Raw genomic sequence first — 25679 nt, 5'->3', positions numbered from 1 at the left:
CGGCGGATGAGGTTGTTGACCGGTTTTCGATCGTCATGACGTTCGAATACCGGTCGGGGAATAGATTCGCGGCAACGCGGGATCTGAGCGGCTCTCCACGACGCGCGCTCGCCGGCGCCGAGCCTGTGGTGGCGTCGTGATGGTCTTCGCAGGAAAAACAAGCGCTATTCAGGCATCAATCCAGAACCGCTCGACGCTTGATGGCCGGATAGCGGACGGTCAATCAGAACCGCGACTTCACCACTCAGCCAGATAGATTTGATAACGCTGGAGTCCTAAATATAGCATTGCGCTATCTTCGATAGCCCGCACAGAAAACACCCAACACTTCACGCATTCAACCCGTGAAAACCGGCATTGGATCGGATCGACGCGCGTGTCACCGCCGCCTGGCGGTGACACGGCTAACAGGTATCGGCAGCGTCAGTGAGAATGGCGCGGCACAGCAGCGCCACGGCAGCCGACGAGAAAATCGAGGTCGCATCCTTCGTCGGCCTGCAGCACGTGGTCGACGTAAAGACGCTGGTAGCCGCCGCCTTCCGGCGGTTGGGGTGGCACGTGCTGCGCCATCCGGCGCTCCAGTTCCGCGTCGCTGATATCCAGATGCAGCGTGCCCGCATCGCAGTCGAGTTCGATCCAGTCGCCATCCTGCACGGCCGCCAACGGACCGCCCGCCGCGGCTTCCGGCGTCACGTGCAGCACCACGGTGCCGTACGCGGTGCCGCTCATCCGCGCATCGGAAATGCGCACCATGTCCTTCACGCCTTCACGCAACAGCTTCGGCGGCAGTCCCATGTTGCCGACTTCGGCCATGCCCGGATAACCCTTCGGGCCGCAGTTCTTCATCACAAGCACGGAGTTGGCGTCGACATCGAGGGCCTCGTCGACGATGCGCGCCTTGTAGTGCTCGAGGTTTTCGAACACCACGGCGCGCCCGCGATGCTTGAGCAGTTCCGGCGTGGCTGCCGACGGCTTGAGCACCGCGCCGCGCGGCGCGAGATTGCCGCGCAGCACGCGGATGCCACCATCGGCGACAAGCGGTTTGTCCAGCGGGCGGATGACTTCGTCGTTGGTATTGGGCGCGTCCTTCACGTTGTCCCACAAGGACTTCCCGTTGACGGTCAACGCGCCCGGATGCGGCAGCAGATCGGCCTCACCGAGCCGGCGCAGCACCGCCGGCAAGCCACCCGCGTAATAGAACTCCTCCATCAGGAAGCGGCCCGACGGCATCAGGTCGACGATCGTCGGCGTGTCGCGGCCGATGCGCACCCAGTCTTCCAGTTCGAGGTCGACGCCGATGCGCCCGGCGATCGCCTTCAGATGAATCACCGCATTGGTCGATCCGCCGATCGCGGCGTTAGTGCGAATCGCGTTCATGAACGCCTCGCGCGTCAGGATCTTCGACAGCTTGAGGTCTTCGTAAGCCATCTCGACGATACGGATTCCTGACATATGCGCGAGCACATAGCGACGCGAATCGACAGCCGGGATAGCAGCGTTGTGCGGCAACGATGTGCCGAGCGCTTCGGCCATGCATGCCATGGTCGACGCCGTGCCCATCGTGTTGCAGGTGCCCGCCGAGCGCGACATGCCCGCTTCCGCCGACAGGAACTGATGCAGGTTGATCTCGCCCGCCTTCAGCGACTCATGCAGTTGCCACACCGCGGTGCCCGAGCCGATGTTCTTGCCATCGAGCTTACCGTTGAGCATCGGGCCGCCGGTGACGACGATCGCCGGCACATCGCAACTCGCCGCGCCCATCAGCAACGCAGGTGTGGTCTTGTCGCAACCGGTGAGGAGCACGACCGCGTCGATCGGATTGCCGCGAATCGCCTCTTCGACATCCATCGCCGCGAGATTGCGCGTGAGCATCGCAGTCGGACGCAGATTCGATTCGCCGTTCGAGAACACCGGAAACTCGACCGGAAAGCCGCCCGCTTCGTGAACGCCGCGTTTGACATGCTCGGCGAGCTTGCGAAAGTGCGCGTTGCACGGCGTGAGTTCGGACCAGGTGTTGCATATGCCGATGATCGGGCGACCGTCGAATTCGTGATCGGGGATACCCTGATTCTTCATCCAGCTTCGATACATGAAGCCGTTCTTGTCAGCTGTGCCGAACCATTCAGCTGAGCGCAATTTCCGCTTTTTTTCCGACATGCCTATTTCCTTGATGCGCGTGCTGGGACACAGCACCGGCTGGTTCGATCGAACCGGCGCGGCGCGGCCGGCGACACGACGATTGAGCAGCCGGCGACAGCACACTTTTCGTTATAGCTGGCATCGCGAAGCTTTGAAATGCAGATCACGAGGGCTGTTGCTCATTTTCTGGGAATGCTGAAGTGTAAGGAGCGGGGCCATATCTTTCCAATCATATTTTGGCCGGTATCGATATCACTTTTGGTATTGGGGACGGGACGATGCTGCGCGGGCGTCCGGAGGCGTTGCAGCGTTTTTTGCCATTGCGTTCAACAAGCCGCGACCGGAAGCGGCGGAGGTGAAGAAAGGCTTCAGCGCGCGGCGTACGTGTGCGGTTGTTATTCAGCCCGCTGGATCGCGGGGCTGGACCCGCTACGGATGCACTTCGGCCGGGGTGGCCGTCGGCTCAACAAGCTGGTGCACGCCAGCGCGATGGTGATCCCGAACATGGACCACGAAGTTTTGAATCCTGCGACCCGGCAGCGGGTTGCTGCGTTGTGCTAAACGTTTTTCGGTCAGGCATTCGCTCGCACATGGAGCGGGCGGGACGTTGCAAGGCAGGAGTCCCGCCATGAGAGGCGCGAAGTTCACAACCCCGAAGTTCACAACCTCTAGGTTGCAACCTGCTTCGCCCGTTTCGAGCCTGCCTTTGCACCGGATGTGTTGAGGGCGACCGCCGCGCGAATGAGCGACCTGAACGCATCCGCGTCGAGTTGTTCTCCCTCGTGGATGTCGATCGCGCGCCGCACGTTACCGTCGAGGCTGGAGTTGAAGAGGCCGGCCGGGTCCTGCAACGACGCTCCCTTGGCGAACGTCAACTTCACTATCGACTTATAAGACTCGCCGGTGCAGATGATCCCGCCGTGCGACCACACCGGCGTGCCCCGCCACTTCCACTCCTCGACGACGTCCGGGTCTGCCTCCTTGATGAGCTTGCGCATCCTGCTCAGCGCCTCGCCGCGCCAGTCCCCGAGATCGGCAATGCGCTGGTCGATCAGCTCAGATGCCGGTGGTCCCTCTGTCGAATCCAACCTGGTCATGTTGTCTCCTGGAACGTCGAAAGGATTTCTGATTCCATGATGAACCCGGCTCTGCGTGCTGAATCCGATCGCTTCGCCTGCGCGTTATTGTAAGCGGCAGACTCCGTTCGCATCATGCACGCAAAGCGGCACCGGCATCCAGACGAAAGAACGCAATCGCCTGATTGAGCTGCCGCCCCTGCTCTTCGAGTGATTTGGAGGCCGCCGCCGCTTCCTCCACCAGCGCGGCATTCTGCTGCGTGACTTCGTCCATCTGCGTGATGGCCTGATTGACCTGTTCGATGCCCCGGCTTTGTTCGGTCGACGCAGCGGCGATTTCGCCCATGATGTCGGTCACTCGCGTGACGGCCTGGGTGACCTGCGACATCGTCTTTCCCGCCTCGTTCGCGAGCGACGAGCCATCGCGGATTTTCTGCACTGAAGCGTTGATCAGATCCTTGATTTCCTTCGCCGCGCTGGACGAACGTTGGGCGAGGCTGCGCACTTCGCTCGCGACCACCGCGAAACCGCGGCCCTGTTCGCCCGCGCGGGCCGCTTCGACCGCCGCGTTCAGCGCCAGGATGTTGGTCTGAAACGCAATCCCTTCGATGATTCCGGTGATATCCGCGATCTTCGTGGAACTGGTACTGATCTCGCCCATCGTATCGACGACCTGACTGACCACCTCATTGCCCTTCAGCGCCACTTCCGACGCATTGGCAGAGAGCGAACTTGCCTGCTGCGCGTTCTCGGCGTTCTGCCTGACCGTCGAGGTCAGCTGTTCCATGCTCGAGGCGGTTTCCTGCAATGACGCAGCCTGCTGTTCGGTTCGTGAAGAAAGATCGACGTTGCCTGAAGCGATCTGGCTGGAGCCAGTCGCGATACTGTCTGCCGAGCTGCGCACCTGCCCGATCAGATTGACGAGACTTGTCTGCATCTCACCCATTGACGCCAGCACGCTCCCCGCAGGCGCGTTCTTCGCGCCCGCGACCGGGCTCAGATCGCCCGCAGCGACGCGTTGCGTGACCGCACCCAGTTCGACCGGCTCGGCGCCGAGCGCGCGTAACAGACCTCGTGTGATCACGACCCCCGCCAGCACTGCCATCGCGACAGCGGCCAGACAGATGGCCATCAGCACGTTGCGCTGCGTCGCATAGCGATCTTCCGACTCGCGAACCAGCGCATCGGCACGGGTACGCGTGTAATTCACGTAGTCGTTGGTTGCCTTGATCAGAGCGGCAAGCAGCGGGCGGCACTCGTCGTTGATTTTCTTCACCGCCTCGTCGTGCTTGTTCGCAACGGCGAGGCCGACGATCGCATTGGCAACCGGTGCATAGGCGGCCTCGATCCGGTTGATGTCGCCCACGAGACTGCGCGCCTTGTCAGCCACATCGCTCGCGGACGACATCAATTCGTTGAGCTTGGTGAGCCTCGATTGCACATCCATCTGGGCTTGCGCTTCGGCGGCCTTTTCAATCTCGAAGTCGCCCGGCGTGGTGACGAGCGCCATGTTGCGCGCCGCAATCGCGCGCCGGTCAACCGCGGTTCGAATCTGCATAGCCAGATTGGCGCGGGTATTGACACCCGACACGAAATTGGCAAACCGGTCGTTGGCGTCGTTCAGCGCTTTCAGCGAGAGGCCCGACACGATCAAAACGATAGTGGCAAGCACACCAAAGGTCCCCGTGAGCTTTGCCTTCACTGACAGATTCTTGAGATTCATGTTTCAACTCCAGCTGTTGCCTCCTGCTGTGCACGAGGAGGGGATTCGAGCCGTCGGGCGTCCCGAAGACGTGCTCCTGATGGCGCACGGCACACTTCGCGCCGATGCAATTTGCATAACGGCACGGCTGGATATCGCTGGAGGAGCGCAAAGGTTTGCGCATCATTGAATTTTTGTATGGCCCGGTGGGTGCGATTTGTTAGACGTTTCGCGACGTTGCGACAAGGGCTGCCGAAGCAAAATGAAAGATAGAGCACGTTAGCGACAGGCGAGTGTCTATCACGATGCGCCCGAACAGTCTGCCCACTGTGCCTCTGCCTTCGTGCGAGCACGCGAGCACGGCGGGCAGTAGAATCGCGACTAGCCGCACGCGTTTGCTCCGCCAGAACGCGAGGCCCGGCCATCGACCGTATCAAGGATTTCAGCAGGAAGGCGTGGCGCGCACCGACATGACACGGACGCGCCCTTTCGGCCAAGGAGATCTCATGAAGGTACTCGCCGTGCATCCCAGTGGCTTGATGTACACCCGCGTGTTTCTGCGACTCGAACCGCTTGGCCTGGAGACGGTCGCGGCCGTCATCCGCGAGGCTGGGCACGATGTCCGGTTGCTCGACCTGCAAGTCGAATCGCATCGCGACCTGGAACGGCTGATTCGCAAATGGCGTCCCGATGTCGTCTGTTTCTCCGGCAACTACCTCGCCAATATTCCCGAAATCATCGATCTGTCGAAAGCGATCAAAGCGCAATGGCCCGCCTGCTTCGTGTTCGTGGGCGGACATAGCGCGTCGTTCACCGCTGCCGATATGCTCACGCACGCCGACGGCGCGATCGACTGTGTGCTTAAAGGCGAAGGCGAAGCAAAGGTCGTCGATCTGCTCGACGCCGTCGCACGTCGCGCCAATCTACTGTCGATTCCGGGCGTCGTGACCCGCGGCGGCGAAGGACCGCCGCCGGGCTTTGTCGAAAGCCTCGATCGGATCCGCCCTGCGCGCGATCTGCTGCGGCATCGGCGCCAATACTTCATTGGCGTGCTGGACCCGTGCGCGTCGATCGAATTCGCACGCGGCTGCCCGTGGGACTGCACGTTCTGCAGTGCGTGGACCTTCTACGGGCGCAGCTATCGCTCGCGCAGTCCCGAGGTGGTCGCCGACGAACTGGCGTCGATTCGCGAGCCTGGTGTCTTTATCGTCGACGATGTTGCATTCGTGCACGCGGATCATGGCATGGCGATCGGCCGCGAGATCGAGCGGCGCGGCATACATAAAAAGTACTACCTCGAGACACGCGGCGATGTGCTGTTGCGCAACAAGGAGGTCTTCGAGTATTGGCGCGGGCTGGGCCTGCAATACATGTTCATCGGCATGGAGGCGATCGATGCCGAAGGGCTCAAGGCGTTTCGCAAGCGCATCAATCTCGACAGGAACTTCGAGGCGCTCGCGTTCGCGCGCTCGCTCGGCATCACCGTCGCGATCAATCTGATCGCCGATCCCGACTGGGACCAGCAGCGCTTCGAGGCGATCAGGCAGTGGTGTCTGGAGATTCCCGAGATCGTCAATATCAGCGTGAACACGCCCTATCCGGGCACGGAAATCTGGCTGCGCGAGCAGCGCCAGTTGACGAGCCTCGACTACCGGCTCTATGACATCCAGCACGCCGTACTGCCGACCAGGCTGCCTTTGCCCGAGTTCTACCGCGAGCTGGTGCGCACGCAGCAGGTGCTCAATCGCAAGCACCTTGGCTGGACCGCGCTGCGCCGCGCAGCCAATGAAGCGGCACATCTTCTGATGCGCGGACAAACCAACTTCCTGCGGATGCTTTGGCGCTTCAACTCAGTGTTCGATCCGAATCTGCAATTGAGCGACCACGCACGCGAAGTCCGGTATTCGATGACGCCGCCTGCCGCATCGACCGAGCGCGCCAATGTCAAGGTGCTGTACGTGCACGGGCCGGCGGGACGCAAGAGCCGCAAGCTCGACGATGCAACGGAGAGCTTCGTCGACGAAACTCGCGACGGTGCGAGCTGACGTTTTCAGCTTGCCTCGACCTGTTTGATGGAACTGCGATAAATGAGAGGCCGAAAGACTGCGTTAGTCGCACATGCAAGAAATCACGATGCCGGCTCGATCGCGCACGCCACCCAGTGCAGCCGACCTGTGAGTCTGCGAGCGATCCCGTCACTTCAGGATTCGAAGTCTGCTACGCTGCGGCCTTCTCCACTGCTCGCATTCAACCCGATGGACACTCCTTTCAACGACCGTGGCGTATCGGTCACGCGCAACGCCCTCTCGTCAGCCGGCCAGGTCTTTCCGCTGCGCGACATCATCGGCGTGCAGGTCGTCACCGTGCAGAAGAACAAGGTCTTGCCGCTCATGATTTCGCTGCTTGGTCTCGTCGGCGCAATCGTCGGCGGGGTGTTGCGCTCGCCGGTGGGCATCGTCTGCGGCGTCATGCTGATCGTGGTCGGCTGGCTCACCTGGGCGACCCAGGACGTGACTCATCGATTGATGGTGCAGACGGCCAGTGGCGAACGCGAAGCGCTGATGAGCACCGATCGCGAATTCGTCGAACGGGTCAGCTCGGCCGTGCATGAAGCCAAGGCAGCCGCTACGGCAACCGCAACTCAGAAACCCTGAAGTGACCGGCCACTGAATGCCGCGTCGGCGCGCGGCATATTGCGGCATAGCGCGGCACGCCGGCCAATCCACCCAGCAACAGGCATCCACAAGACGCGCAGCGCCGCCTTTACATATCTTTGCGATCGCATCCACGTGGCCATGTAGAGTCGCCGCTTCTGTAATCGCGTGTTCCCTCTGCAAGGCTGCGCGAGTGTTGGCGAGCGTCCGGCTTCCTCGCTCACGCCGCAGCATTCGAGCAAGATCGCCTCAGCATCAGCAGCACCATCCGCTCGCGGCATCACCGTGCCATGCCTTGACGGGAGACCGCGCCTTCTGAGAAGCGTGATCTATGTCCCTGTCGTCACTCCATGCCGCGCGCCGGCACGTTGGTGCGCATTCGCGCACCGGTTTGCGTACCCATTTGCGCGCTCACTTGCGTACCCACTTGCGCACCCATCTGCGCGCTCACTGGCGCCATCTCGCCACGGCAGCGCTGATTGCAACCAGCGGCCTCGTCGCACTGGCCGGCTGCTCGGCCAGCTTCCCGACGCCCACGCCGCCCGCCGCGAGTGCCACGCTGATCAACGGCGGCAACGACGGCCTGCTGATTCCGCTGCATGTGGAGCGCGCCGACGAAGATCACGCGCGCCTCGGCCTGCCGGTCCAGCTCGACGGCAAGCCGGTCTATGTCGCATTGGACACGGGCACGCAGGGCGTGCGAATCCTCAAGTCGGCGCTGCCGGGTTCCAGCTACGCGAGCGCCGGCGGCGTGACGTCGTTGTCGTTCGCGAACGGTGCGCAAGTGGTAGGCGCGACCGTGACGCTGCCATTCAGCGTGGCCGGCATGAAGCCGGCGCCGATCGCCGCGCAAGCAGTCGACACCGTGCGCTGCCTGCCGAGCGCGAAACGGTGCATCGCGATCGACGGCTACACCGGTGAATTCGGCTGGGCGTTCTCGGGGATCATCGGCGTCGGCGCGGACCTGCCGGGCGACAATTGCTGCACGCAACCGTTGCGCGCGTTGCCGGGCAACATGGGTCAACGGTATCTGGTGCACGCCAATGTCGCGAAGCCCTATCTCGTGCTGAGTCCGTCGGGCGCGCTCACGCAGGACTACACGATGCTGCCGATGGCTGTATCGAAAAACGGCGCGGCGCAATGGCCGACGGGCTGCGTGCGGGTCGCCGACAAGATGACCTTCTGCGCGCCGCTGGTGTTCGCCACCGGCAACTCCGGCATGATCCGCATCGAAACGGACAAGACGCCGAACTGGACCGACGACGACGAGATCGGCAAGGTCCTCAAGCAGGGCAATTACGAAGCGGCGATCGGCATCGGATCATGGGCGCATCGTTATGACAATGCCCAGGTCACGATCGTCAAGGCAGAGCCGGACGCGAACCGCATCGTGATTGGTCTGATGGCGATGCAGAACATCGACGTGCTGTTCGATTTCACGCGTGGCCAGCTGGGTCTGCATGCCGCCAATGCGCGCGAAAGCTTCGCGCCGTGACAGCGCGTCGACAATAAAAAACCGTGCGGGTCAATCCGCACGGCCTGTGCACGACTGATCAGGCGAGCCAGCAAGCAGATCCGACTCGCGCCCATCGTCACTCGAGATTGAGCGAACTCACATGCCAGATATTGCGCGCATATTCGCCAATCGTGCGGTCCGACGAAAACTGCCCCATCCCCGCCACATTCTCGATCGCGCTTTCGGTCCATGCGCGCTTGTCGACGAAACGCGCATCCACCTCCGCCTGCGCCTTCGCGAACGCGGCGAAGTCGGCCAGCACCATGTAGTGATCGCCCCAGTCGACCAGCGTGTGGAAGATGTCCGAGAAGCGCAGCGGATCGTCCGGCGAGAAGAACCCCGTGCGGATCTGGTCGAGCGCCATGCGCAGTTCGGCATTCTCCTCATAGACCTGCCGCGGCCGGTAGCCGCTTGCGCGCAGGTCGTCCACTTCGTCGGCGCTATGACCGAAGATGAAGATGTTCTCGCGCCCCACGGCGTCGCAGATCTCGATGTTCGCGCCGTCCATCGTGCCGATCGTCAACGCGCCGTTGAGCGCGAGCTTCATGTTGCCGGTGCCCGACGCTTCGGTGCCGGCCATCGAAATCTGCTCCGACAGATCGGCCGCCGGAATCATCAGCTCGGCCACGCTCACCCCATAGTTCGGCACGAACACCACTTTCAGTCGATCGCCGACCAGCGGATCGTGATTGACCTTCTGACCGACGTCGCCGATCAGCTTGATGATCGTCTTGGCCATCCGGTACGCCGACGCGGCCTTGCCAGCGAACATCACTACGCGCGGCACCCAGTCGTGTTCGGGGTTCGCGCGAATCTGGTTGTAGCGCACGATCACGTGCAGCAGGTTCAGCAGTTGTCGCTTGTACTCGTGAATGCGCTTGACTTGCATATCGAACAACGCATCCGGATTGAAGGGCAATTTGGTGTGATGCGCGAGCCGGTGCACGAGCCGCAATTTGCTCTGCCGTTTGGCTTCGCGGAAGGCGTCGATGAAGCCGCTGTCGGTGCGCAGATTGCGCAACTGCTCCAGCTCGAACAGATTGCTGCGCCAATGGCTGCCGATATGCTGGTCGATCAGCGACGACATCGACGGGCTCGCCTGCGCGAGCCAGCGGCGCGGCGTGATGCCGTTGGTCACGTTGGTGAAGCGGTCCGGATAGAGCTGCGCGAAGTCGGCGAAGATATCGCGCGTCATCAGCTGCGAATGCAGCTTCGACACGCCGTTCACCTTGTCGCTCGCGACGATCGCCAGATGCGCCATGCGCACGCGCCGCTGCCCGTATTCATCGACCAGCGAAATGCGGCGGATCATCTCGGCGTCATGACCCGACTGCTCGCTGACGTGCTTGAGAAACTGCGCGTTGATCTCGAAGATGATCTCGAGATGCCGCGGCAACAGGCGCGCGAGCATTTCGACGTCCCACGTTTCGAGCGCCTCGGGCATCAGCGTGTGGTTGGTGTACGAGAAAATCTGCGTGACGTGTTTCCACGCCTTGTCCCACGACAGGTTATGGATGTCTACCAGCAAACGCATCAACTCGGGAATCGCCAGCACCGGGTGCGTGTCGTTCAGATGCACTGCGACTTTCTCGGAGAAGCGCCCGAACGTGCTGTGCGTGCGCTGATAGCGGCGAATCAGATCCTGCATGGTGGCCGACACGAAAAAGTATTCCTGGCGCAGCCGCAATTCGCGACCGGCCTGGGTCGAGTCGTCCGGGTACAGCAGGCGCGAGACGTTCTCCGACATGTTCTTGGTGTCGACCGCGTTGCGGTAGTCGCCACGATTGAACGCGCCGAGATCGAGTTCGTCGGTGGCGCGCGCCGACCACAGCCGCAGCGTGTTGGTCGCGTCGGTCGCATAGCCGGGAATGACGGTGTCGTACGCGGTGGCGTTGACGTGCTCGGTGTCGATCCATTCCACCTGTTCGCCGCGCTGCACCGTGCGGCCACCGAAGTGCACCATGTATTTGATTTCGGGCCGCGGAAACTCCCACGGATTACCCGCGCGCAACCAGTAGTCCGGCGCTTCGACCTGCTCGCCGTTGATGATCTCCTGGCGGAACATGCCGTACTCGTAGCGGATGCCATAGCCGAAGCCGGGAATGCCGAGCGTCGCCATCGAATCGAGAAAGCAGGCGGCGAGCCGGCCGAGGCCGCCGTTGCCGAGCGCGGCGTCGGGCTCGATGTCGGTCAGCGCCTGCATATCGACGCCGAGGCTCGCGAGCGCGTCCCTCATCTGGTCGTGAATGCCGAGCGCGAGCAGCGCGTTCGTGAAGGTCCTGCCGATCAGGAATTCCATCGACAGGTAATAGACGCGTTTGACGTCCTGTTCGTATTGCAGACGCGTGGTCTTCATCCAGCGCGCCACCAGCCGGTCGCGCACGGCGAGCGCAGCGGCGTGCAGCCAGTCATGCGGATGCGCGGTGACGGCGTCCTTGCCGACGCCATACATCATGCGATTGGAAATTGAGCGCCGTAGCGCGTCGACGGTACTGTTGAGCTGGTCGAATTCCAGATCGACGGTTGTCATCGAAGCCTCCGGGGAAAAGCGACGCGGCATGCGCGGACCGCACAGTTGACGGACGGGAGGCGCGTGCCGGTCAGGCGGGTTAATAAAAGAGAGTACGACATTTTTCAGCCGTCGCCCATCGACGGGCGCAAGCGGCGACTGACGCACATGCCATGCCTGGCAGCATACGCTGGTGCGGCCGCGATTCGCACATGAGCGGGGCAAGCCGCAAGTGCCCGGCACTGCAAGTGGGCATAGGCCGTATAAAACAGGCGGTCGATCGCGAACGGCGCGCAAACAACGGGGTCGCGCGCAACACGATTATTTTTTCGCCGCGTGACGTACGAATGAATCAGTCGATCGTTTCGATGCAGGGTCAAATCAGGGCCCTTCGTCTGCCGGCCGGGTGGGCGCAAACGCGTGTGACAGTGTGCGCATGTATCGGTTCGAAGTGACCGTGCGAACATGACCGTTAGTTGCATTAATGGCGCGTCAAACGGCGGCCCCGTTTGCCCGCATCCGAGCAGGATTTCCACGCCTCTGTAACAATCGCTTCATTTCGCCGCGCGCACCGTTTCGATCGTTGGATCGGGGCACACGCGCTCACGCTACGCAACCCGCCGCTCGCGCGCCGCGTTTCCCGACCGGTCGCCGCATCGGCCTGCATAACCCGACAGCTACATCTTGTCCGACAAAGCCTTCACCACCGCCGCACAAATCTTCCCCGCGGACGGCCCGATGTCCGCCGCCAACCGCCGCGCGATGGCCGCGATCATGCTCGCCGTCGCACTCGCCACGCTCGACACAGCGATCGCCAACACCGCGCTGCCGGCGATCGCCGCGGATCTGCACGCGGCGCCGGCGGCGTCGGTGTGGATCATCAATGCGTATCAGCTCGCGCTGGTTGCGACGCTGCTGCCGCTCGCGGCGCTCGGCGATATCGTCGGGCATCGGCGGATTTACATCGGCGGCATTGCGCTGTTCACGCTGGCGTCGCTCGCGTGCTCGATCGCATCGACGCTCCCGCTGCTGGCCGCCGCACGCGTGCTGCAAGGGCTCGGCGCGAGCGCGATCATGAGCGTGAATACGGCGCTGATCCGCTATCTATATCCGCCGCACCGGCTCGGACGCGGTCTCGGCACCAACGCGCTGATCGTCGGCGTGTCGTTCGCGGTGGGACCGACGGTGGCATCGCTGATTCTGTCGATGGCCGCGTGGCCGTGGCTGTTCGCTGTCAATGTGCCGCTCGGCCTGTTGGCATTGGGCTTCGCGTGGCCGGCATTGCCGCATACGGGGCGCGGCAAGCACAATTTCGATCCGGTGGCGGCGCTCTTCAATGTCATCACCTTCGCCGCGTTGATCTTCGCGCTCGGCGAGGCGGCCCAGCGCGCGCCGACGCAACTGGTACTGAGCGCGGCCGCGATTGCGGTGGTGTTCGGGCTGCTGCTGATTCGCCGTGAGGCAGGCCACCCGGCGCCGATGCTGCCCGTCGATCTGTTCAGGCGGCCGGTGTTCGCGCTATCGGCGGTGACGGCCGTTTGCTCGTTCGCCGCGCAAGGGCTCGCGTTCGTGTCGTTGCCGTTCTACTTCGAGGATGTGCTGCATCGCAGCCAGGTCGAAACCGGCTTTCTGATGACACCTTGGCCGGTCGTGGTGGCGTTGGCCGCGCCGCTCGCGGGCCGTCTGTCGGATCGCTATCCGCCGGGCTTGCTCGGCGCGATCGGGTTGGCGGTGATGTCGGCGGGCATGGCCTCGCTTGCACTCTTGCCGGTGCATCCGCATGTGCTCGACATCGGCATTCGAATGGCGATCTGCGGCGCGGGCTTCGGCTTTTTCCAATCGCCGAATCTGAAGGCGCTGATGGCCAGCGCGCCGCCGGAGCGCAGTGGCGGCGCGAGCGGCATCGTCGCGACCGCGCGGCTCCTCGGGCAGACCACGGGCGCGGCGCTGGTGGCGTTGAGCTTCGGGATTGCCGGCCGGCATGGTCCGACGCTCGCGCTCAGCACCGGCGCTTTCTTTGCCGGTGCGGCGAGCCTCGCGAGCGGACTGCGGCTGCTGGCGCCGTCGCATCGCGCGAGCGGGCACGTGAAAGCGGCGGCGAAATAAACACCGTCCGCAAAACGGATAAAGCGGGCAATTACCGCGCCGCGAAATAACCCTTCACTGCGGCGATGAACGTCTCGATATCGTCACGCGACACATCCTTGTGCGTGACGAATCGCGACGCGTACAGCATCTGCGTGAGGATGCCGCGCTCCTTGAGCCATGCTTCGAGCGGCGCGCAATGGTGCTGCGGGAATTGCGCGAACACCATGTTGGTGGCGACCGACTGAACCGTCACCTGATCGATCGTTTCCAGACCCGCCGCCAGATGCGCGGCGTTCGCGTGATCGTCGGCGAGACGCTCGACGTTGTGGTCCAGCGCGTACAGACAGGCGGCTGCCAGCACGCCGGCCTGGCGCATGCCGCCGCCCAGCACCTTGCGCCAGCGGTGCGCCACATCGATCAGCGCCTGGCTGCCGACCAGCACCGAGCCGACCGGCGCGCCCAATCCCTTTGAAAAACAGATCGAGATCGAATCGAACGGCTCGCACAACGCCGCGACCGGCTGGCCCGAGGCGACCGCCGCGTTATAGACGCGCGCCCCGTCGAGGTGAGCCGACAGGCCGTGTTCGCGTGCGAGCTGCACCGCCTGGGCGACATAACCGGCCGGCAGCACCTTGCCGCCGATGGTGTTTTCCAGCGCCAGCAGACGCGTGCGCGCGAAGTGGTCGTCGATCGGCTTGATCGCGGCGGCGATCTTGTCGAGCGGGATCGAGCCGTCGGCGGCATTCTCGAGCGGCTGTGGTTGAATGCTGCCGAGCACTGCCGCGCCACCGCCTTCATATTTGTACGTGTGCGCCAGCTGGCCGACGATGTATTCGTCGCCGCGCTCGCAGTGCGCCATCAATGCCGCCAGATTGCTTTGCGTGCCGCTCGGGAAGAACAGTCCGGCCTGCTTGCCGGTGCGTTCGGCGAGCGTCGCTTGCAGGCGCAGCACGGTGGGGTCGTCGCCCCAGACGTCGTCGCCCACTTCGGCGGCCGACATGGCCGCGAGCATCGGCGCGGTGGGTCGGGTTACGGTATCGCTGCGCAAATCGATCATTGTGTGTCCCTGTGCGTCCATGGATGACAGCCTGCCACGGCCGGTCAGCGCGCCCGTCCACGCATCGGCGGACGGACACCGCGACGGCGGCTGAGCCACACAGTGTAGTCAATTCACGCAGCGCTGAAAATCGGCCCGCAAAAGAACGCTTGCCGCGGCGCGCTTACCACGCGCTTATCACGCGCTTGCCGCACACCTTCCGAACAGCGGCCCAAACTCACCCACCAGACTTCGGCAGCCACGCGAGCGGGTCCACCGGTTGACCGTTCTGGCGGACTTCGAACTGGATCGATGCGACACCGTGGCTATCCACGCCGACCTCGCCGATGGTTTGCCCTTGCGCGACCGCGTCGCCTTCCTTGACGAGCAGCGTGCTGTTCTGCCCGTAGGCGGTGATCAAGGAATCGTCGTGCTTGATGATGATGAGCGGACCATAAGCCTCGATACCGGAACCCGCATAGACCACGCGCCCCGTCGCCGCGGCCTTGACCGGATCGCCAGGGCGGCCGCCGATCACGATGCCGCTCGACTTGCCCGGCGCGAAGGCTTTCAGTATCGGTCCGCGCAACGGCCATTGCAGCACGCCTTGCTGCGCGCCGGCGGACGCGGTGGGCGCAGCGGGCACCGCACCCGGCACGTTCGGCGCGACGGTGACCGGCGGGCTGATCACGCTGCCGGAGGCCATCGGCGGAGACACGCGCAGCACCTGCCCCGGACTAACCGGCGCGTTGACCGGGAGGCCGTTCCACGCGGCGATCTCCTGTGGCCGGCGGCCGTAAGCCGATGCAATCCCGGCGAGCGTGTCACCCGGATTGACCCGGTAGAAACCGGCCGGAACCGGGACCGTGCTGAGGGTGGTCGGACTGGACGGCGTACTGGTATAGAACGGCGTGCTCTGCCACGGCGCGATCGTACAGCCGCTGAACATCATGCCAAGCGCGGCCACAGCCAGCAACCGGGTTCCCGCCCATTGCCATTGTCTTGTCATGTGATTTTCCTCGACACTGATTTCATTCGGATTCAATCGATGACTACGCATTTGCCGTGCCCCCGCCTGTCGAGCGCGCGGCGGAGGCCGCCGGGGTGGTCGCCCACGTGGCGACCATTTTGCCGCCGCGCCCAACGTCGACGACATGGGCCCAGCATCAAACCGGCCGGCGTCCGTCAGACGCTGCCCTGCGCTTCGACCACCAGGATGCGCGCCGCGCCGATCGGATGAGCCACGTGCTCGGTACCCACCGAAGCGTAGAACACATCGCCCGTCTCCAGAATCGCCGACTGCTCGACGCCACCTTCCCGATAGCGCATTTCGACGCGCCCATCGAGTACGGCGAACACTTCCTCGCCATCGTTGACGTGCCACTTGTACGGTTGATCGGTCCAGTGCAGACGCGTCGTGATGCCACCCATGTTGGCGATGTCGAGCGCGCCCCAGGGACGTGTCGCGGTGAAGCTCTTGCTGCGAATGATCTTCATGGTCAGAGGCGAGGTCTGGAAACGTGAAGCCGCCGCGTCATATTCCATTTCCGGTTGGTCACGCGGGTCATCCGGACTGGCGCTGCCGGCGTTCCGGCTGACCCCATTATAGGTAGGTCAGACGGCCCGCGTGCCTTGCGCAACAAGGCTGACCGGCCAATTCGTGTGATTATTGAAACGCTCGGGGCCTCGCCTATACTCAGTCAAGCTATGCGGAACGCATCGTACGAATACGTCTGGAGCCTGCAAGGAGTTGGGGATGAACAAAGCCACCTTTCTGGCTGTGCAACTCAACGTCGACGACGTTGCCGCATCGCCCGGTCTGGTCGAGTTGCTGAACACGCACCTCGTTTTCGCGGCCGACGTCGCCGAAGCCGCCGACGCCCTGGTGCAACTGGCCAGCATCGCGGTGCTGTCGAGCGGCGTCGAAGCGAGCGTCGAGCTTCCCGCGCTGGCAATCGAGCGGCTGCGTGAGGCGCTGGACAATCTGAGCGGCTACGACGAATCGTGGCTGCTTGCGCTGGAACCCAGCCGCGCCCTATTCGACGAAATCGGCCGCCGGCATCGCACGTTGCATTAGCACCGTGATGGCATGCTGCAGCAGTCGCCACGCTCGACGGCTTCAAGCGCGACGCGTCGGCGTATTGGTCGCATTGGGTCGCATTGGGTCGCATTGGGTCGCATTGGGTCGCATTGGCCCCACCTTCCACCACCACCGTTCGAACGCACGCTAAACCCAGGCCGTAAACGCCAAAACGCCACCCGGCAAACCGGATGGCGTTTTTTATTGCGCCCCGCCTCGTGAGCCAGGCGACGCCTTGATCAGCTTCAGCGTGGCTTAGTTGCCGAAGTAGATCGAGTGACGGTCGCTCTTGCTCAGCGAATGGCCAGCTTCCGAGGTGCTGGCCGTCGGTGCGCCGTAGCCGCTCGTCGCGGCGGCAGCGGTGCCTTCTTGCGCATCGACGCGGGCTTGCGCAGCCTGGATGTTCGCCGGGTAGGTGACGGAATCGCCGACCGGGTTGTAGCCGGCCTTTTCGAGCTGCACCAGTTCAGCACGAACCTCGGCACGCGTGACCGGCTGGTTCGATTGAGCAAACGACGCCACAGGAGCAACCAGAGCGGCGGCGACGACAACTGCAGAGATCAGGGTCTTCATGATGTAAACCTCCATAATTTGTATGTAGTCCGCTTTGGGCTTGATTTCCCGTAGCGCTTAACAACAAGTCTAGGAGCGTCGACATCTAGGGTAAACCCCTAAAACGATGAAACTCAATTGCTATTTTTGCAACAGTCGCGCGTCTGTCTACGTGGCACGCCGATTGCGCACGAGTCTGAGCAACAATTTCCAGCCATCAACTTCGACCCGGATTCAAGCCCGGCGAGTCTTGTGCACAGCGCGCGCCGGGCTTCGATTCAAACGTTCAGCTCCAGTTTGCGTGGAAGCTGCCCGGCTTGTCGGTGCGCTCGAACGTATGCGCACCGAAGAAATCGCGCTGTGCCTGCACCAGATTCGCAGGCAGGCGTTCCGAGCGATAAGCGTCGAAATAGGCGATCGCTGACGCGAAAGCCGGTACCGGCACGCCCGCATTGATCGCCGCCACCACGACTTCGCGCAACGCCGACTGATAATTCTTCGCGATGTCGCGGAAGTACGGATCGAGCAGCAGGTTCGCAATCGCTTTGTCGTGCGTATAGGCGTCCGTGATCTTTTGCAGGAAGCGCGCGCGGATGATACAGCCGGCGCGGAAAATCTTCGCGATCGTGCCGAAATCGAGGTCCCACTTGTACTCTTGCGACGCGGCGCGCAGTTGCGCGAACCCCTGCGCATACGAAATCACCTTGCTGAAGTACAGCGCGCGGCGCACCGATTCGATGAAGGCGTCGCGCCCGCCGCCGAGCGGCTTGGCCTGCGGCCCTTCCAGCACCTTGCTGGCGGCCACGCGCTGATCCTTCAGCGACGACAGCACCCGCGCGAACACAGCTTCGGTGATCAGCGGCAGCGGCGCGCCGAGATCGAGCGCGTTCTGGCTGGTCCACTTGCCGGTGCCTTTCTGCGCGGCGCGGTCGAGGATCACGTCGACCAGATCCTTGCCGGTTTCGTCGTCCTTCTTGCTGAAGATCTTCGACGTGATTTCGATCAGATAACTGTCGAGCTCGCCCTGATTCCACTCCGTATAGACCTTGCCCAGCTCTTCGTTTGACAAGCCGACGACCTGCTTGAGCACCGCGTAGCTTTCGGCGATCAGCTGCATGTCGCCGTATTCGATGCCGTTATGGACCATCTTCACGAAGTGGCCCGCGCCGTCCGGTCCCATGTACGCGACGCACGGCTCGCCGTCCGGTGCCTTGGCGGCGATTTCGGTGAGGATCGGCGCGACCAGGTCGTACGCGTCGCGCGGGCCGCCCGGCATGATCGACGGGCCTTTCAGCGCGCCTTCTTCACCACCCGAGACCCCGGTGCCGATGAAATGCAGACCGGCCTTCGCCAGTTCCTGATTGCGGCGGATGGTGTCGGTGAAAGGCGTATTGCCGCCGTCGATCAGAATGTCGCCCTTGTCGAGCAACGGCTTGAGCGACGCGATGGTGGCGTCGGTCGGCTCGCCGGCCTTGACCATCAGCAGGATGCGGCGCGGTTTTTCGAGCGACTCCACGAACTCTTCCAGCGTGAAGGCCGGCACCAGCTTCTTGTCCGGAAATTCGGCGATGAGTTCGTCGGTTTTTGTGCGGCTACGGTTGTACACCGACACCGCGTGGCCGCGGCTCTCGATGTTGAGCGCCAGATTGCGGCCCATGACCGCCAGCCCGACCACGCCGATTGCCTGTTTGCCCATGTGAATTCTCCAGAGTCCAAAAAATGTCGTGACGTCGCGCCGGAAAGAGCGTCGGCGGGACGTCGAGGGTGAAAGCATAAAAGAAATGCGCGCCTGCCGCTCGCTGGAGGGCAACGGGCGACGCTTGTCACTGCCGCGGCCGGGTCGGCGCTATCTCACGACAAGTGCGAGGCATGCGGCGCGTGTTCGTCAGACCGACGCCACGCCCGGGCGTTTCCTGAACACCAGACTGAAATTGTTGGCCGGCATCGCGATCGGCGCGTCGCACACGAGCCCAACCGATGCGCCCAGCGCGACGACAGCTTCCATGTCGCGCACGCCCCACGCCGGGTCGCGGCTGCGCAACTGTTGATCGAACGCATCGTTGCTCGGCGACGTATGCGCGCCGCCGCGTTTGTATGGGCCGTACAGATACAGTACGCCGCCATCGACGAGACACCGGCTCGCGCCGGCGAACAGCGCCTCGGCCGCGCTCCACGGCGAGATGTGAATCATGTTGATGCAGACCACCGCGTCGAGCGCATCGATGCCCCAATGCCGCTGATGCACATCGAGCGCGAGCGGTGCGCGCACATTCGGCACGCCGGCGTACGCGGTCCATGCGGCAATCGACGTGCATGCGTCGGCATCCGCATCGCTCGGTTGCCAGTCGAGCCCGGGCAGCGCGGCGGCGAACCAGATCGCGTGCTGGCCAGTGCCGCTCGCGATTTCGAGCACGCGGCCGGCGGCCGGCAGCGTGTCGCGCAACACCGCGAGAATCGGTTCGCGGTTGCGTTCAGCGGAAGGTGAATGTTGACGCGGTGGCAGAGGGAGATCGGTCATGTTCAGCTCGAAGGCTCGGGTGCTCGCGCACTCGTTTGCTCGCGCGTCAGTACAAGGTCGTGCGCACGCGTTCGGGGAGTTCACGGTCGTAGGTGGCGGCGTCGAAATCCGCGCCGCTGACACGCCGCAGCATCTCGCCCGCGCTCGGCAGCCGCGCTCGATCGACGTGCTGCGCCGGATCCCACAGCTTCGAACGCACCAGCGCTCTCGAGCAGTGGAAGTACACGGCGTCGACGTCGATCAGCAACACCGAGCGCGGCAGTTTACCTTCGACGGCGAAACTGTCCAGCCATTCGGGCGCAGTGGAAATCCGCCCGCGACCGTTCACGCGCAAGCTCTCGCCGACGCCCGGAATGATGAAGAGCAACGCCAGACGCGGCTCGACGATGATATTGCGCAGACTGTCGAGGCGATTGTTGCCGATGCGGTCCGGCAATGCGAGCGTGTGTTCATCGACGACTCGCACGAAACCGGGCGCGTCGCCGCGCGGCGAACAGTCGACACCGTCCGGGCCGGTGGTGGCCAGCACGACGAACGGCGCGGCTTCGATGAGCGCGCGATAGTCTTCGTTGACGTACGCGATCTCCTTGCGCAGTGCGCGCTCGTGGGGCTGGCCGTAGAGTGCTTCGAGCTGTTCGATCGTCGTCAACATTGGCGTTCCTTTCGTGGTGGGTGAATGAGTGAATGAGTGCGTGCGTGGTGAGTGTTCAGGCAGTGCGCGGCAAGCGGCGCGCGAAGCCGCGTCAGCGGCGCTCGACCCAGCCCGCCGATACCAGCGCGGCCACGTCGGTCCGGCATCAGTCGAGCGCCAGGCGGCCGGCCAGCGAAGTCAGCGTGTCGGCGCACGGCGCGGCGATCTTCAGCGACAACAGCGGATCGGCGCGCGTGCGTCCCAGATTGATCGCGGCGACGGGCTTGCCCTGCTTGTGCGCCCAAACGCAAAAGCGGTAGCCAGAATAGACCATCAGCGACGAGCCAACCACCAGCAGAGCGTCGGCCGCGTCGAGCGCCTGCGACGCCGCTTCGATGCGCTCTTTCGGCACGCTTTCGCCGAAGAACACCACCGCCGGCTTCAGCAGGCCACCGCAATTCGAACACGCCGGAATGCGAAACGCGCCAAGATCGTGCCACTCGAGATGCGCGTCGCCATCGGCAGCGGTGTCGGCGCTCACGCTCAGGAGCGCGGGATTGTTTGCCTCGAGCGTCCGCTGGATCGACGCCCGCGTGTGCTGCATTCCGCAATCGAGACACGTGACCCCGTCGATGCCGCCATGCAATTCGATCACTTCGCGGCTGCCGGCCCGCTGATGCAGGCCATCGACATTCTGCGTCACCAGCGTCGGCACATGGCCGGCCGCTTCGAGCCGGACCAGCGCGGTGTGCGCGGCGTTCGGCTGCGCGCGCTCGACCACCGGCCAGCCGATCATGCTGCGCGCCCAGTAACGCTGACGCATCGCGAGCGTGCCGAGAAACTCCTGCAACGTGATGGGCGGTGAGCGCTTCCATGCGCCGTTGTCGTCGCGATAGCCGGGAATGCCCGAGTCGGTGCTGATGCCCGCGCCGGTCAGCACGAGCAGACGCGGATAACGCTGCACGAAGCGATGCAGGTCGTCCAGCGTGTGCGATTCATTCAAGAGTTCGATGGACGCGGGCTGAAGGTCGGTCATGACGGATACGGTAGAGGACTGCGGCCTGAGCGCACAGGTTCGAGCGCCATTGAGCGCCACTCAGTGCCACTCAGCGACGCATGCGCGGCGTGCGCGCCTTGCGTGGCTTGCGTGGTTTGCCCGCTCGCGGCGGCGCCGCGTGTCGCGCCTGCCACTCGGCGAGCGCGATCTGATAGCGCTCTAGCGCTTCGTCGTAGAGATCGAAAACACAGGGAATGCAGCCGCTATGACAGCAGTCATCGAGACTGGGCCGCACGGGCGGCTGCGGCTGCGGGTCATCGCTGGGTGTGGCTCGGGGCACGGCGAATCGCGTTCCGTAAAGGCGGTAAACGCAGTAGAGGCAGTAAAGGCCCAGTATAAGTGGATCCCGCGCGCAGCGTTTGCGCCGGGGCTGCGGTCAGCCGCGGCCGATGAACGGCATCTTGCTCGCCATGATGGTCATGAACTGCACGTTCGCGGACAACGGCAAGCTGGCCATATGCAGCACCGCGTCGGCGACGTGCTGCACGTCCATCAATGGTTCGATCGCGATCTCGCCGTTGGCTTGCCGCACGCCGCGCGCCATCCGCGTGGCCATTTCCGTTTCCGCATTGCCGATGTCGATCTGCCCGCACACGATGTCATATTGGCGGCCATCGAGCGAGACCGCTTTCGTGAGTCCGGTGATGGCATGCTTGGTCGCCGTGTAGGCAATGCTGTTCGGCCGCGGTGCATGCGCGGAGATCGAGCCGTTGTTGATGATGCGCCCGCCGCGCGGGTTCTGCGTTTTCATCAGGCCGAAGGCCGCACGCGTGCACAGGAACACGCCAGTGAGATTGGTGTCGACCACCGAGCGCCATTCGTCGATATCCAGTTCGTCGATCTCGACCGGCGATCCGTTGCGGCCCGCGTTGTTGAACAGCACATCGAGCCGGCCGTATCGCTCGCGGATCGTGTCGAACAGCGCCGCGACGCTGCCGGCATCCGTCACGTCGCAGGCCGCGGCCAGCGCGTCGCCGCCCAGTTGCCGCGCTTGCGCGGCGAGCGCGTCGAGCGGCGCCTGCCGGCGCCCGGCCAGCACTACGCTATATCCGTTCTCCAGCAGCTTGAGTGCGCATGCGCGACCGATCCCGCTGCCCGCGCCCGTCACCAGCGCAACTTTCCCGCTTCCCGATCCCGTCACAGCAAGTCTCCTGTTGGATTGACTGGCGACGCACGTACGCCGCTTCGACCCCGGCACCATACAACAGCGGCTGGCCGATCACAAACGACTCATATGGACAAAGCGGTGGCCAAAACGTTGGCCGAAGCGGCGGCCAAAGCGATGGCCAAAGCGGCGGCCGAAGCGGCGGCCAGAGCGATGGCCAGCACGGTGGCCAACGCACCACACCACGTCTTTCAGCGTGCTTTCATACGTAACCATTCCTCATCGCGCCCACGTCGAGCCGTGCTTCGGTGGTATCGTTCGCGGTCGCGCGTCACGCGCACGATTCACGGCCTTCCACGGATGAAGGAAGGCAGACAGGAAGCACGCTTGATGAACCCATTCTCCACGACGACGCCTGGCGTCATGCCAGCGCCGCCGCGCCGCTGGCCACAAACCGGCTATCCCGCGATGCTCACAGCCACCGTCGCGTGGCACGTCGTCATACTGGCCGGCTGGCTGCTGAAGCCGGCCGCGTGGCCGTGGTGGCTGGCGGCGATTTTCGTGAACCATGCCATTTTCACGGTGACCGGCCTGTTGCCGCGCACCTCGCTGCTCGGTCCGAACTGGACGCGCCTGCCCGCCGGCAAGCACAACGCGGATGCGCTCGCGCTCACCATCGACGATGGGCCCGACCCCGTCGTCACGCCGCAAGTGCTCGATCTGCTCGACGCGTTCGAGGTGCGCGCCACGTTCTTCTGCATCGGCGCGAACGTGCAGCGCTATCCGGCGCTCGCCCGCGAGATCGTCGCGCGGGGGCATGCGCTCGAAAATCATTCGCAGGTTCACGTACATACGTTTTCCGTGACGTTGCCGCACGCGCTCACGCGCGAGATCGAAGCCGCGCAACGCACGCTCGAGGCAGCGAGCGGCGCGCGGCCGATGTTCTTCCGCGCGCCCGCGGGCCTGCGCAACATCTTTCTCGAACCGGTGCTGCGCAAGCTCGATCTGCGGCTCGCGACGTGGACGCGGCGCGGCTACGACACGCGCGAGCGCGATCCGCAAGTGGTCGCGCGCAGGCTGCTCGACGGCCTCGCGGCGCGCGACATCCTGCTGTTGCACGACGGCAATGCGGCGCTGACGGCCGACGGCAAACCGGTGATCCTCGAAGTGCTGCCGCGTGTCATTAACGCCGCGCGCCGGCAGCGGCTGCGCTTCGTCACGCTGCGCGAGGCGCGCGTCGATGCGTGAGACAAGTGGGACACGCGGATGGCATGCGCGGCCGCCGGGCTGAGCGGCGCAGCGCGTTCGCTCGATGTTCGCTTTGATACCCGCTACACGCGAAAATCCGCCGCCATGTCTTCATCGGTGCGCGCTTGCAGTACCCCGCTGCGGCATGCCTTCAGGAACACGTCGTAGTCGCGTTCCACCTGATCCGCGTAGGTGGTCGCATAGCCGGTCAGCGCTTGCGCGAACTGATCGCCCCGGCCGATATACGCGCTGATTTCGATCGCCTGGCCGCTCGCCTTCGCGTGCGCACGCGCCATGATCCAGGCGCATAGTCGCGCATAGCCGTCCAGCAGATTGCTGTCGAACATTTCGATGTTCGCCGCCAGCTTCATGTCGCGCAACTGGCGAAAATAGTAGGGCCGCCCAAGCGGCCCCGTCGCCCAGCCGAGGAAGACATCGCTCGCGGCCTGCAGCATGCGCTGCCCCTGCGCGATGCGCTCGCCCTCGTGCCTGATCGGCGCCGACTTGCGAAACTGCCCGACCACCGACGGCCGCGCCTCCTTGACTTGCATGAACAATGGATTGCCCATGTGATCGACCAGCAGCACCGCCAGGCAGCGCGCGCCGACGCCGCCGACGCCCGCCACCTTGAACACGATGTCCTGCACGGTGAAATGACCCAGCAATTCGCGCCGGTCATGCGACATCGTCTCCAGGTACTCGCCCCACATGCGTTCGAGCATCTTGCGTGAATTGCCTTCCCTGAACGTCTCGCTCTCTTCCGCCGCGAACAGCGTGTCGCGGCCCCGCACGTGAAAGAGCGCCGGCGGTGCATCGCGGATCGTCCAGTGGTCGCCGTGGTGCCCGGCAATTTTTTCTAGCAGACTTTCATGCGTGCGGCTCGCCGTCTTTTCCATACCGCGCCGCACAGCGCGGCGACGCTCCTGATTCAGCGCGGCTTCAGCCATCAGGTCGAAGGTGATGCGGTCGTACCAGAGTTCGAGTGCTCCGCGTTGCGCGTATTGCGCCATGCGGTCACGGTATTGGGTGACCGCGGTCATCACCAGATTTTCAGCCGTGCCGCGACTCAGGCGCAGATGGCGTGCCGCGAGCACGAGGCTCGCGCTCAGGCGTTTCAGGTCCCACTCGAATGGACCGAGCGCCACTTCGTCGAAGTCGTTCAGGTCGAAAACGAGTTGCCGCTCCGGCGTCGCGAAGCCGCCGAAATTCATCAGATGGCCGTCGCCGCAAATCGGCATGACGAGGCCGGTGTCGTGGACCTTACTGAGGTCGTGAGCCTGCACGATCGCAGTGCCGCCGAAAAACGCAAAAGGCGACGCGGCCATGCGCCCATAGCGCAGTGGCACGAGCTTTTCGACGCAACCCGCGCTGCTTTGCCTGATGAGCTCGATCGGATTGCGGTGCAGTTCGCCTGTCGCGCGATGGCTCGATCGTTTCGAGCGCTCACGGGCGGCCCGGCCACGGGCTTCACGTTCGGCGATGGTGCTGGCTTTCATGCTCTTCTCCGTTGCTGGCGAGTCCTGACTGGTGGTTCCAGAGACTGCTTCTACTGGCACGACAAAGCGGAGCATCTGGCGCGCGAGCCGTGCGTGAACGGTGGCCAGGTGCCGAAATTCAACTCGGAATCGCGATCATAGCGGGTCGCGACGGCTGATCGGTAAAAGTGCGCATAGGCCGTTTCGGATGGGCGGAACTGGCGACGCATCACGCGAATGCACGTGTTGACCGTGCCGACTCGATGGTCGCGTCAACCAACCGCTGAGCACGA

The 25679-nt window shown here is 63.8% G+C and carries 21 protein-coding genes; 6 read left to right on the top strand and 15 right to left on the bottom strand.

All coding sequences use genetic code 11. The annotated features are described in order from the left end of the window. Positions 1-423: 423 nt before the first annotated feature. The 3 genes from BN2475_RS00570 to BN2475_RS00560 form a co-directional block, all read right to left on the bottom strand. On the bottom strand, positions 424-2157 hold the full coding sequence (locus tag BN2475_RS00570; protein WP_094777670.1) for an IlvD/Edd family dehydratase: 1734 nt from the start codon (positions 2155-2157) through the stop codon (positions 424-426). A 650-nt stretch (positions 2158-2807) separates the two neighbouring features. After that, on the bottom strand, positions 2808-3236 hold the full coding sequence (locus BN2475_RS00565; RefSeq protein WP_094777631.1) for a DUF1801 domain-containing protein: 429 nt from the start codon (positions 3234-3236) through the stop codon (positions 2808-2810). Between the two features lie 112 nt (positions 3237-3348). Next, positions 3349-4938, bottom strand: a complete 1590-nt coding sequence (locus BN2475_RS00560; RefSeq protein ID WP_094777630.1) for a methyl-accepting chemotaxis protein — start codon at positions 4936-4938, stop codon at positions 3349-3351. 485 nt (positions 4939-5423) lie between these two features. Between BN2475_RS00560 and hpnR the strand changes: the two genes are divergently transcribed. The 3 genes from hpnR to BN2475_RS00545 all read left to right on the top strand — a co-directional run bounded on the left by hpnR (position 5424) and on the right by BN2475_RS00545 (position 9066). Continuing rightward, positions 5424-6962 carry a hopanoid C-3 methylase HpnR gene (gene hpnR / locus BN2475_RS00555; protein ID WP_094777669.1) on the top strand — a complete coding sequence of 513 codons (1539 nt, stop codon included), beginning with the start codon at positions 5424-5426 and terminating at the stop codon, positions 6960-6962. A 210-nt stretch (positions 6963-7172) separates the two neighbouring features. Further along, entirely contained in the window at positions 7173-7571 is a 399-nt protein-coding gene (locus tag BN2475_RS00550; protein WP_094777629.1) for a DUF6232 family protein, read from the top strand. Positions 7572-7998: 427 nt separating this feature from the next. Beyond that, a complete protein-coding gene (locus tag BN2475_RS00545) occupies positions 7999-9066 on the top strand; it encodes a hypothetical protein (protein ID WP_425435434.1) in 1068 nt (355 codons plus the stop codon). Positions 9067-9163: 97 nt separating this feature from the next. Here the strand turns inward: BN2475_RS00545 and BN2475_RS00540 are convergent, their stop codons facing one another. Further along, entirely contained in the window at positions 9164-11617 is a 2454-nt protein-coding gene (locus BN2475_RS00540) for a glycogen/starch/alpha-glucan phosphorylase (protein WP_094777627.1), read from the bottom strand. A 717-nt stretch (positions 11618-12334) separates the two neighbouring features. On the opposite strand from BN2475_RS00540, the gene BN2475_RS00530 reads away from it, so the two are divergent. Further along, positions 12335-13702 (top strand): MFS transporter, encoded by a 1368-nt coding sequence (locus BN2475_RS00530; protein ID WP_094777668.1) that lies wholly within the window; start codon positions 12335-12337, stop codon positions 13700-13702. A 31-nt stretch (positions 13703-13733) separates the two neighbouring features. On the opposite strand, the gene ltaE is transcribed toward BN2475_RS00530, so the two are convergent. The 3 genes from ltaE to BN2475_RS00515 form a co-directional block, all read right to left on the bottom strand. Further along, a complete protein-coding gene (gene ltaE, locus BN2475_RS00525) occupies positions 13734-14741 on the bottom strand; it encodes a low-specificity L-threonine aldolase (protein WP_094777625.1) in 1008 nt (335 codons plus the stop codon). A gap of 217 nt (positions 14742-14958) precedes the next feature. Further along, positions 14959-15729, bottom strand: coding sequence for a peptidoglycan DD-metalloendopeptidase family protein (locus BN2475_RS00520; protein ID WP_094777667.1), 771 nt, complete (start codon positions 15727-15729; stop codon positions 14959-14961). 176 nt (positions 15730-15905) lie between these two features. Continuing rightward, positions 15906-16217 (bottom strand): cupin domain-containing protein, encoded by a 312-nt coding sequence (locus tag BN2475_RS00515; protein ID WP_162494317.1) that lies wholly within the window; start codon positions 16215-16217, stop codon positions 15906-15908. Between the two features lie 259 nt (positions 16218-16476). Here BN2475_RS00515 and BN2475_RS00510 point away from each other — a divergent pair, with 259 nt between their 5' ends. Next, on the top strand, positions 16477-16797 hold the full coding sequence (locus BN2475_RS00510) for a hypothetical protein (protein ID WP_094777624.1): 321 nt from the start codon (positions 16477-16479) through the stop codon (positions 16795-16797). Positions 16798-17055: 258 nt separating this feature from the next. Here BN2475_RS00510 and BN2475_RS00505 read toward each other — a convergent pair whose 3' ends face one another. From BN2475_RS00505 to BN2475_RS00475, 7 genes are all read right to left on the bottom strand, one after another. Then, positions 17056-17373, bottom strand: a complete 318-nt coding sequence (locus BN2475_RS00505) for a DUF4148 domain-containing protein (protein ID WP_094777665.1) — start codon at positions 17371-17373, stop codon at positions 17056-17058. 265 nt (positions 17374-17638) lie between these two features. Further along, positions 17639-19048 (bottom strand): NADP-dependent phosphogluconate dehydrogenase, encoded by a 1410-nt coding sequence (gndA, locus tag BN2475_RS00500; protein WP_094777623.1) that lies wholly within the window; start codon positions 19046-19048, stop codon positions 17639-17641. Positions 19049-19237: 189 nt separating this feature from the next. Continuing rightward, positions 19238-19870: a DUF938 domain-containing protein gene (locus tag BN2475_RS00495; protein WP_094777622.1), complete on the bottom strand. Its 633-nt coding sequence runs from the start codon at positions 19868-19870 to the stop codon at positions 19238-19240. A gap of 46 nt (positions 19871-19916) precedes the next feature. Then, positions 19917-20522 (bottom strand): pyridoxamine 5'-phosphate oxidase family protein, encoded by a 606-nt coding sequence (locus BN2475_RS00490; protein ID WP_094777621.1) that lies wholly within the window; start codon positions 20520-20522, stop codon positions 19917-19919. A gap of 145 nt (positions 20523-20667) precedes the next feature. After that, the gene (locus tag BN2475_RS00485; RefSeq protein WP_094777620.1) at positions 20668-21537 is read right to left on the bottom strand and encodes an NAD-dependent protein deacetylase; all 870 of its coding nucleotides are present in this window, start codon (positions 21535-21537) and stop codon (positions 20668-20670) included. Between the two features lie 70 nt (positions 21538-21607). Then, entirely contained in the window at positions 21608-21838 is a 231-nt protein-coding gene (locus BN2475_RS00480) for an oxidoreductase-like domain-containing protein (protein ID WP_094777619.1), read from the bottom strand. Between the two features lie 96 nt (positions 21839-21934). Further along, positions 21935-22699 carry an SDR family oxidoreductase gene (locus tag BN2475_RS00475; RefSeq protein ID WP_094777618.1) on the bottom strand — a complete coding sequence of 255 codons (765 nt, stop codon included), beginning with the start codon at positions 22697-22699 and terminating at the stop codon, positions 21935-21937. Positions 22700-23053: 354 nt separating this feature from the next. Here BN2475_RS00475 and BN2475_RS00470 point away from each other — a divergent pair, with 354 nt between their 5' ends. After that, the gene (locus BN2475_RS00470; RefSeq protein ID WP_094777664.1) at positions 23054-23911 is read left to right on the top strand and encodes a polysaccharide deacetylase family protein; all 858 of its coding nucleotides are present in this window, start codon (positions 23054-23056) and stop codon (positions 23909-23911) included. 83 nt (positions 23912-23994) lie between these two features. On the opposite strand, the gene BN2475_RS00465 is transcribed toward BN2475_RS00470, so the two are convergent. Continuing rightward, a complete protein-coding gene (locus tag BN2475_RS00465; protein WP_094777617.1) occupies positions 23995-25407 on the bottom strand; it encodes a DUF2252 domain-containing protein in 1413 nt (470 codons plus the stop codon). Positions 25408-25679: the final 272 nt, after the last annotated feature.

The sequence above is a fragment of the Paraburkholderia ribeironis genome (genome assembly GCF_900019265.1).
GTDB lineage: Bacteria > Pseudomonadota > Gammaproteobacteria > Burkholderiales > Burkholderiaceae > Paraburkholderia > Paraburkholderia ribeironis.
Note: the sequence above shows the minus strand (reverse complement) of the source record. Positions and strands in the feature narration are given on the sequence as shown.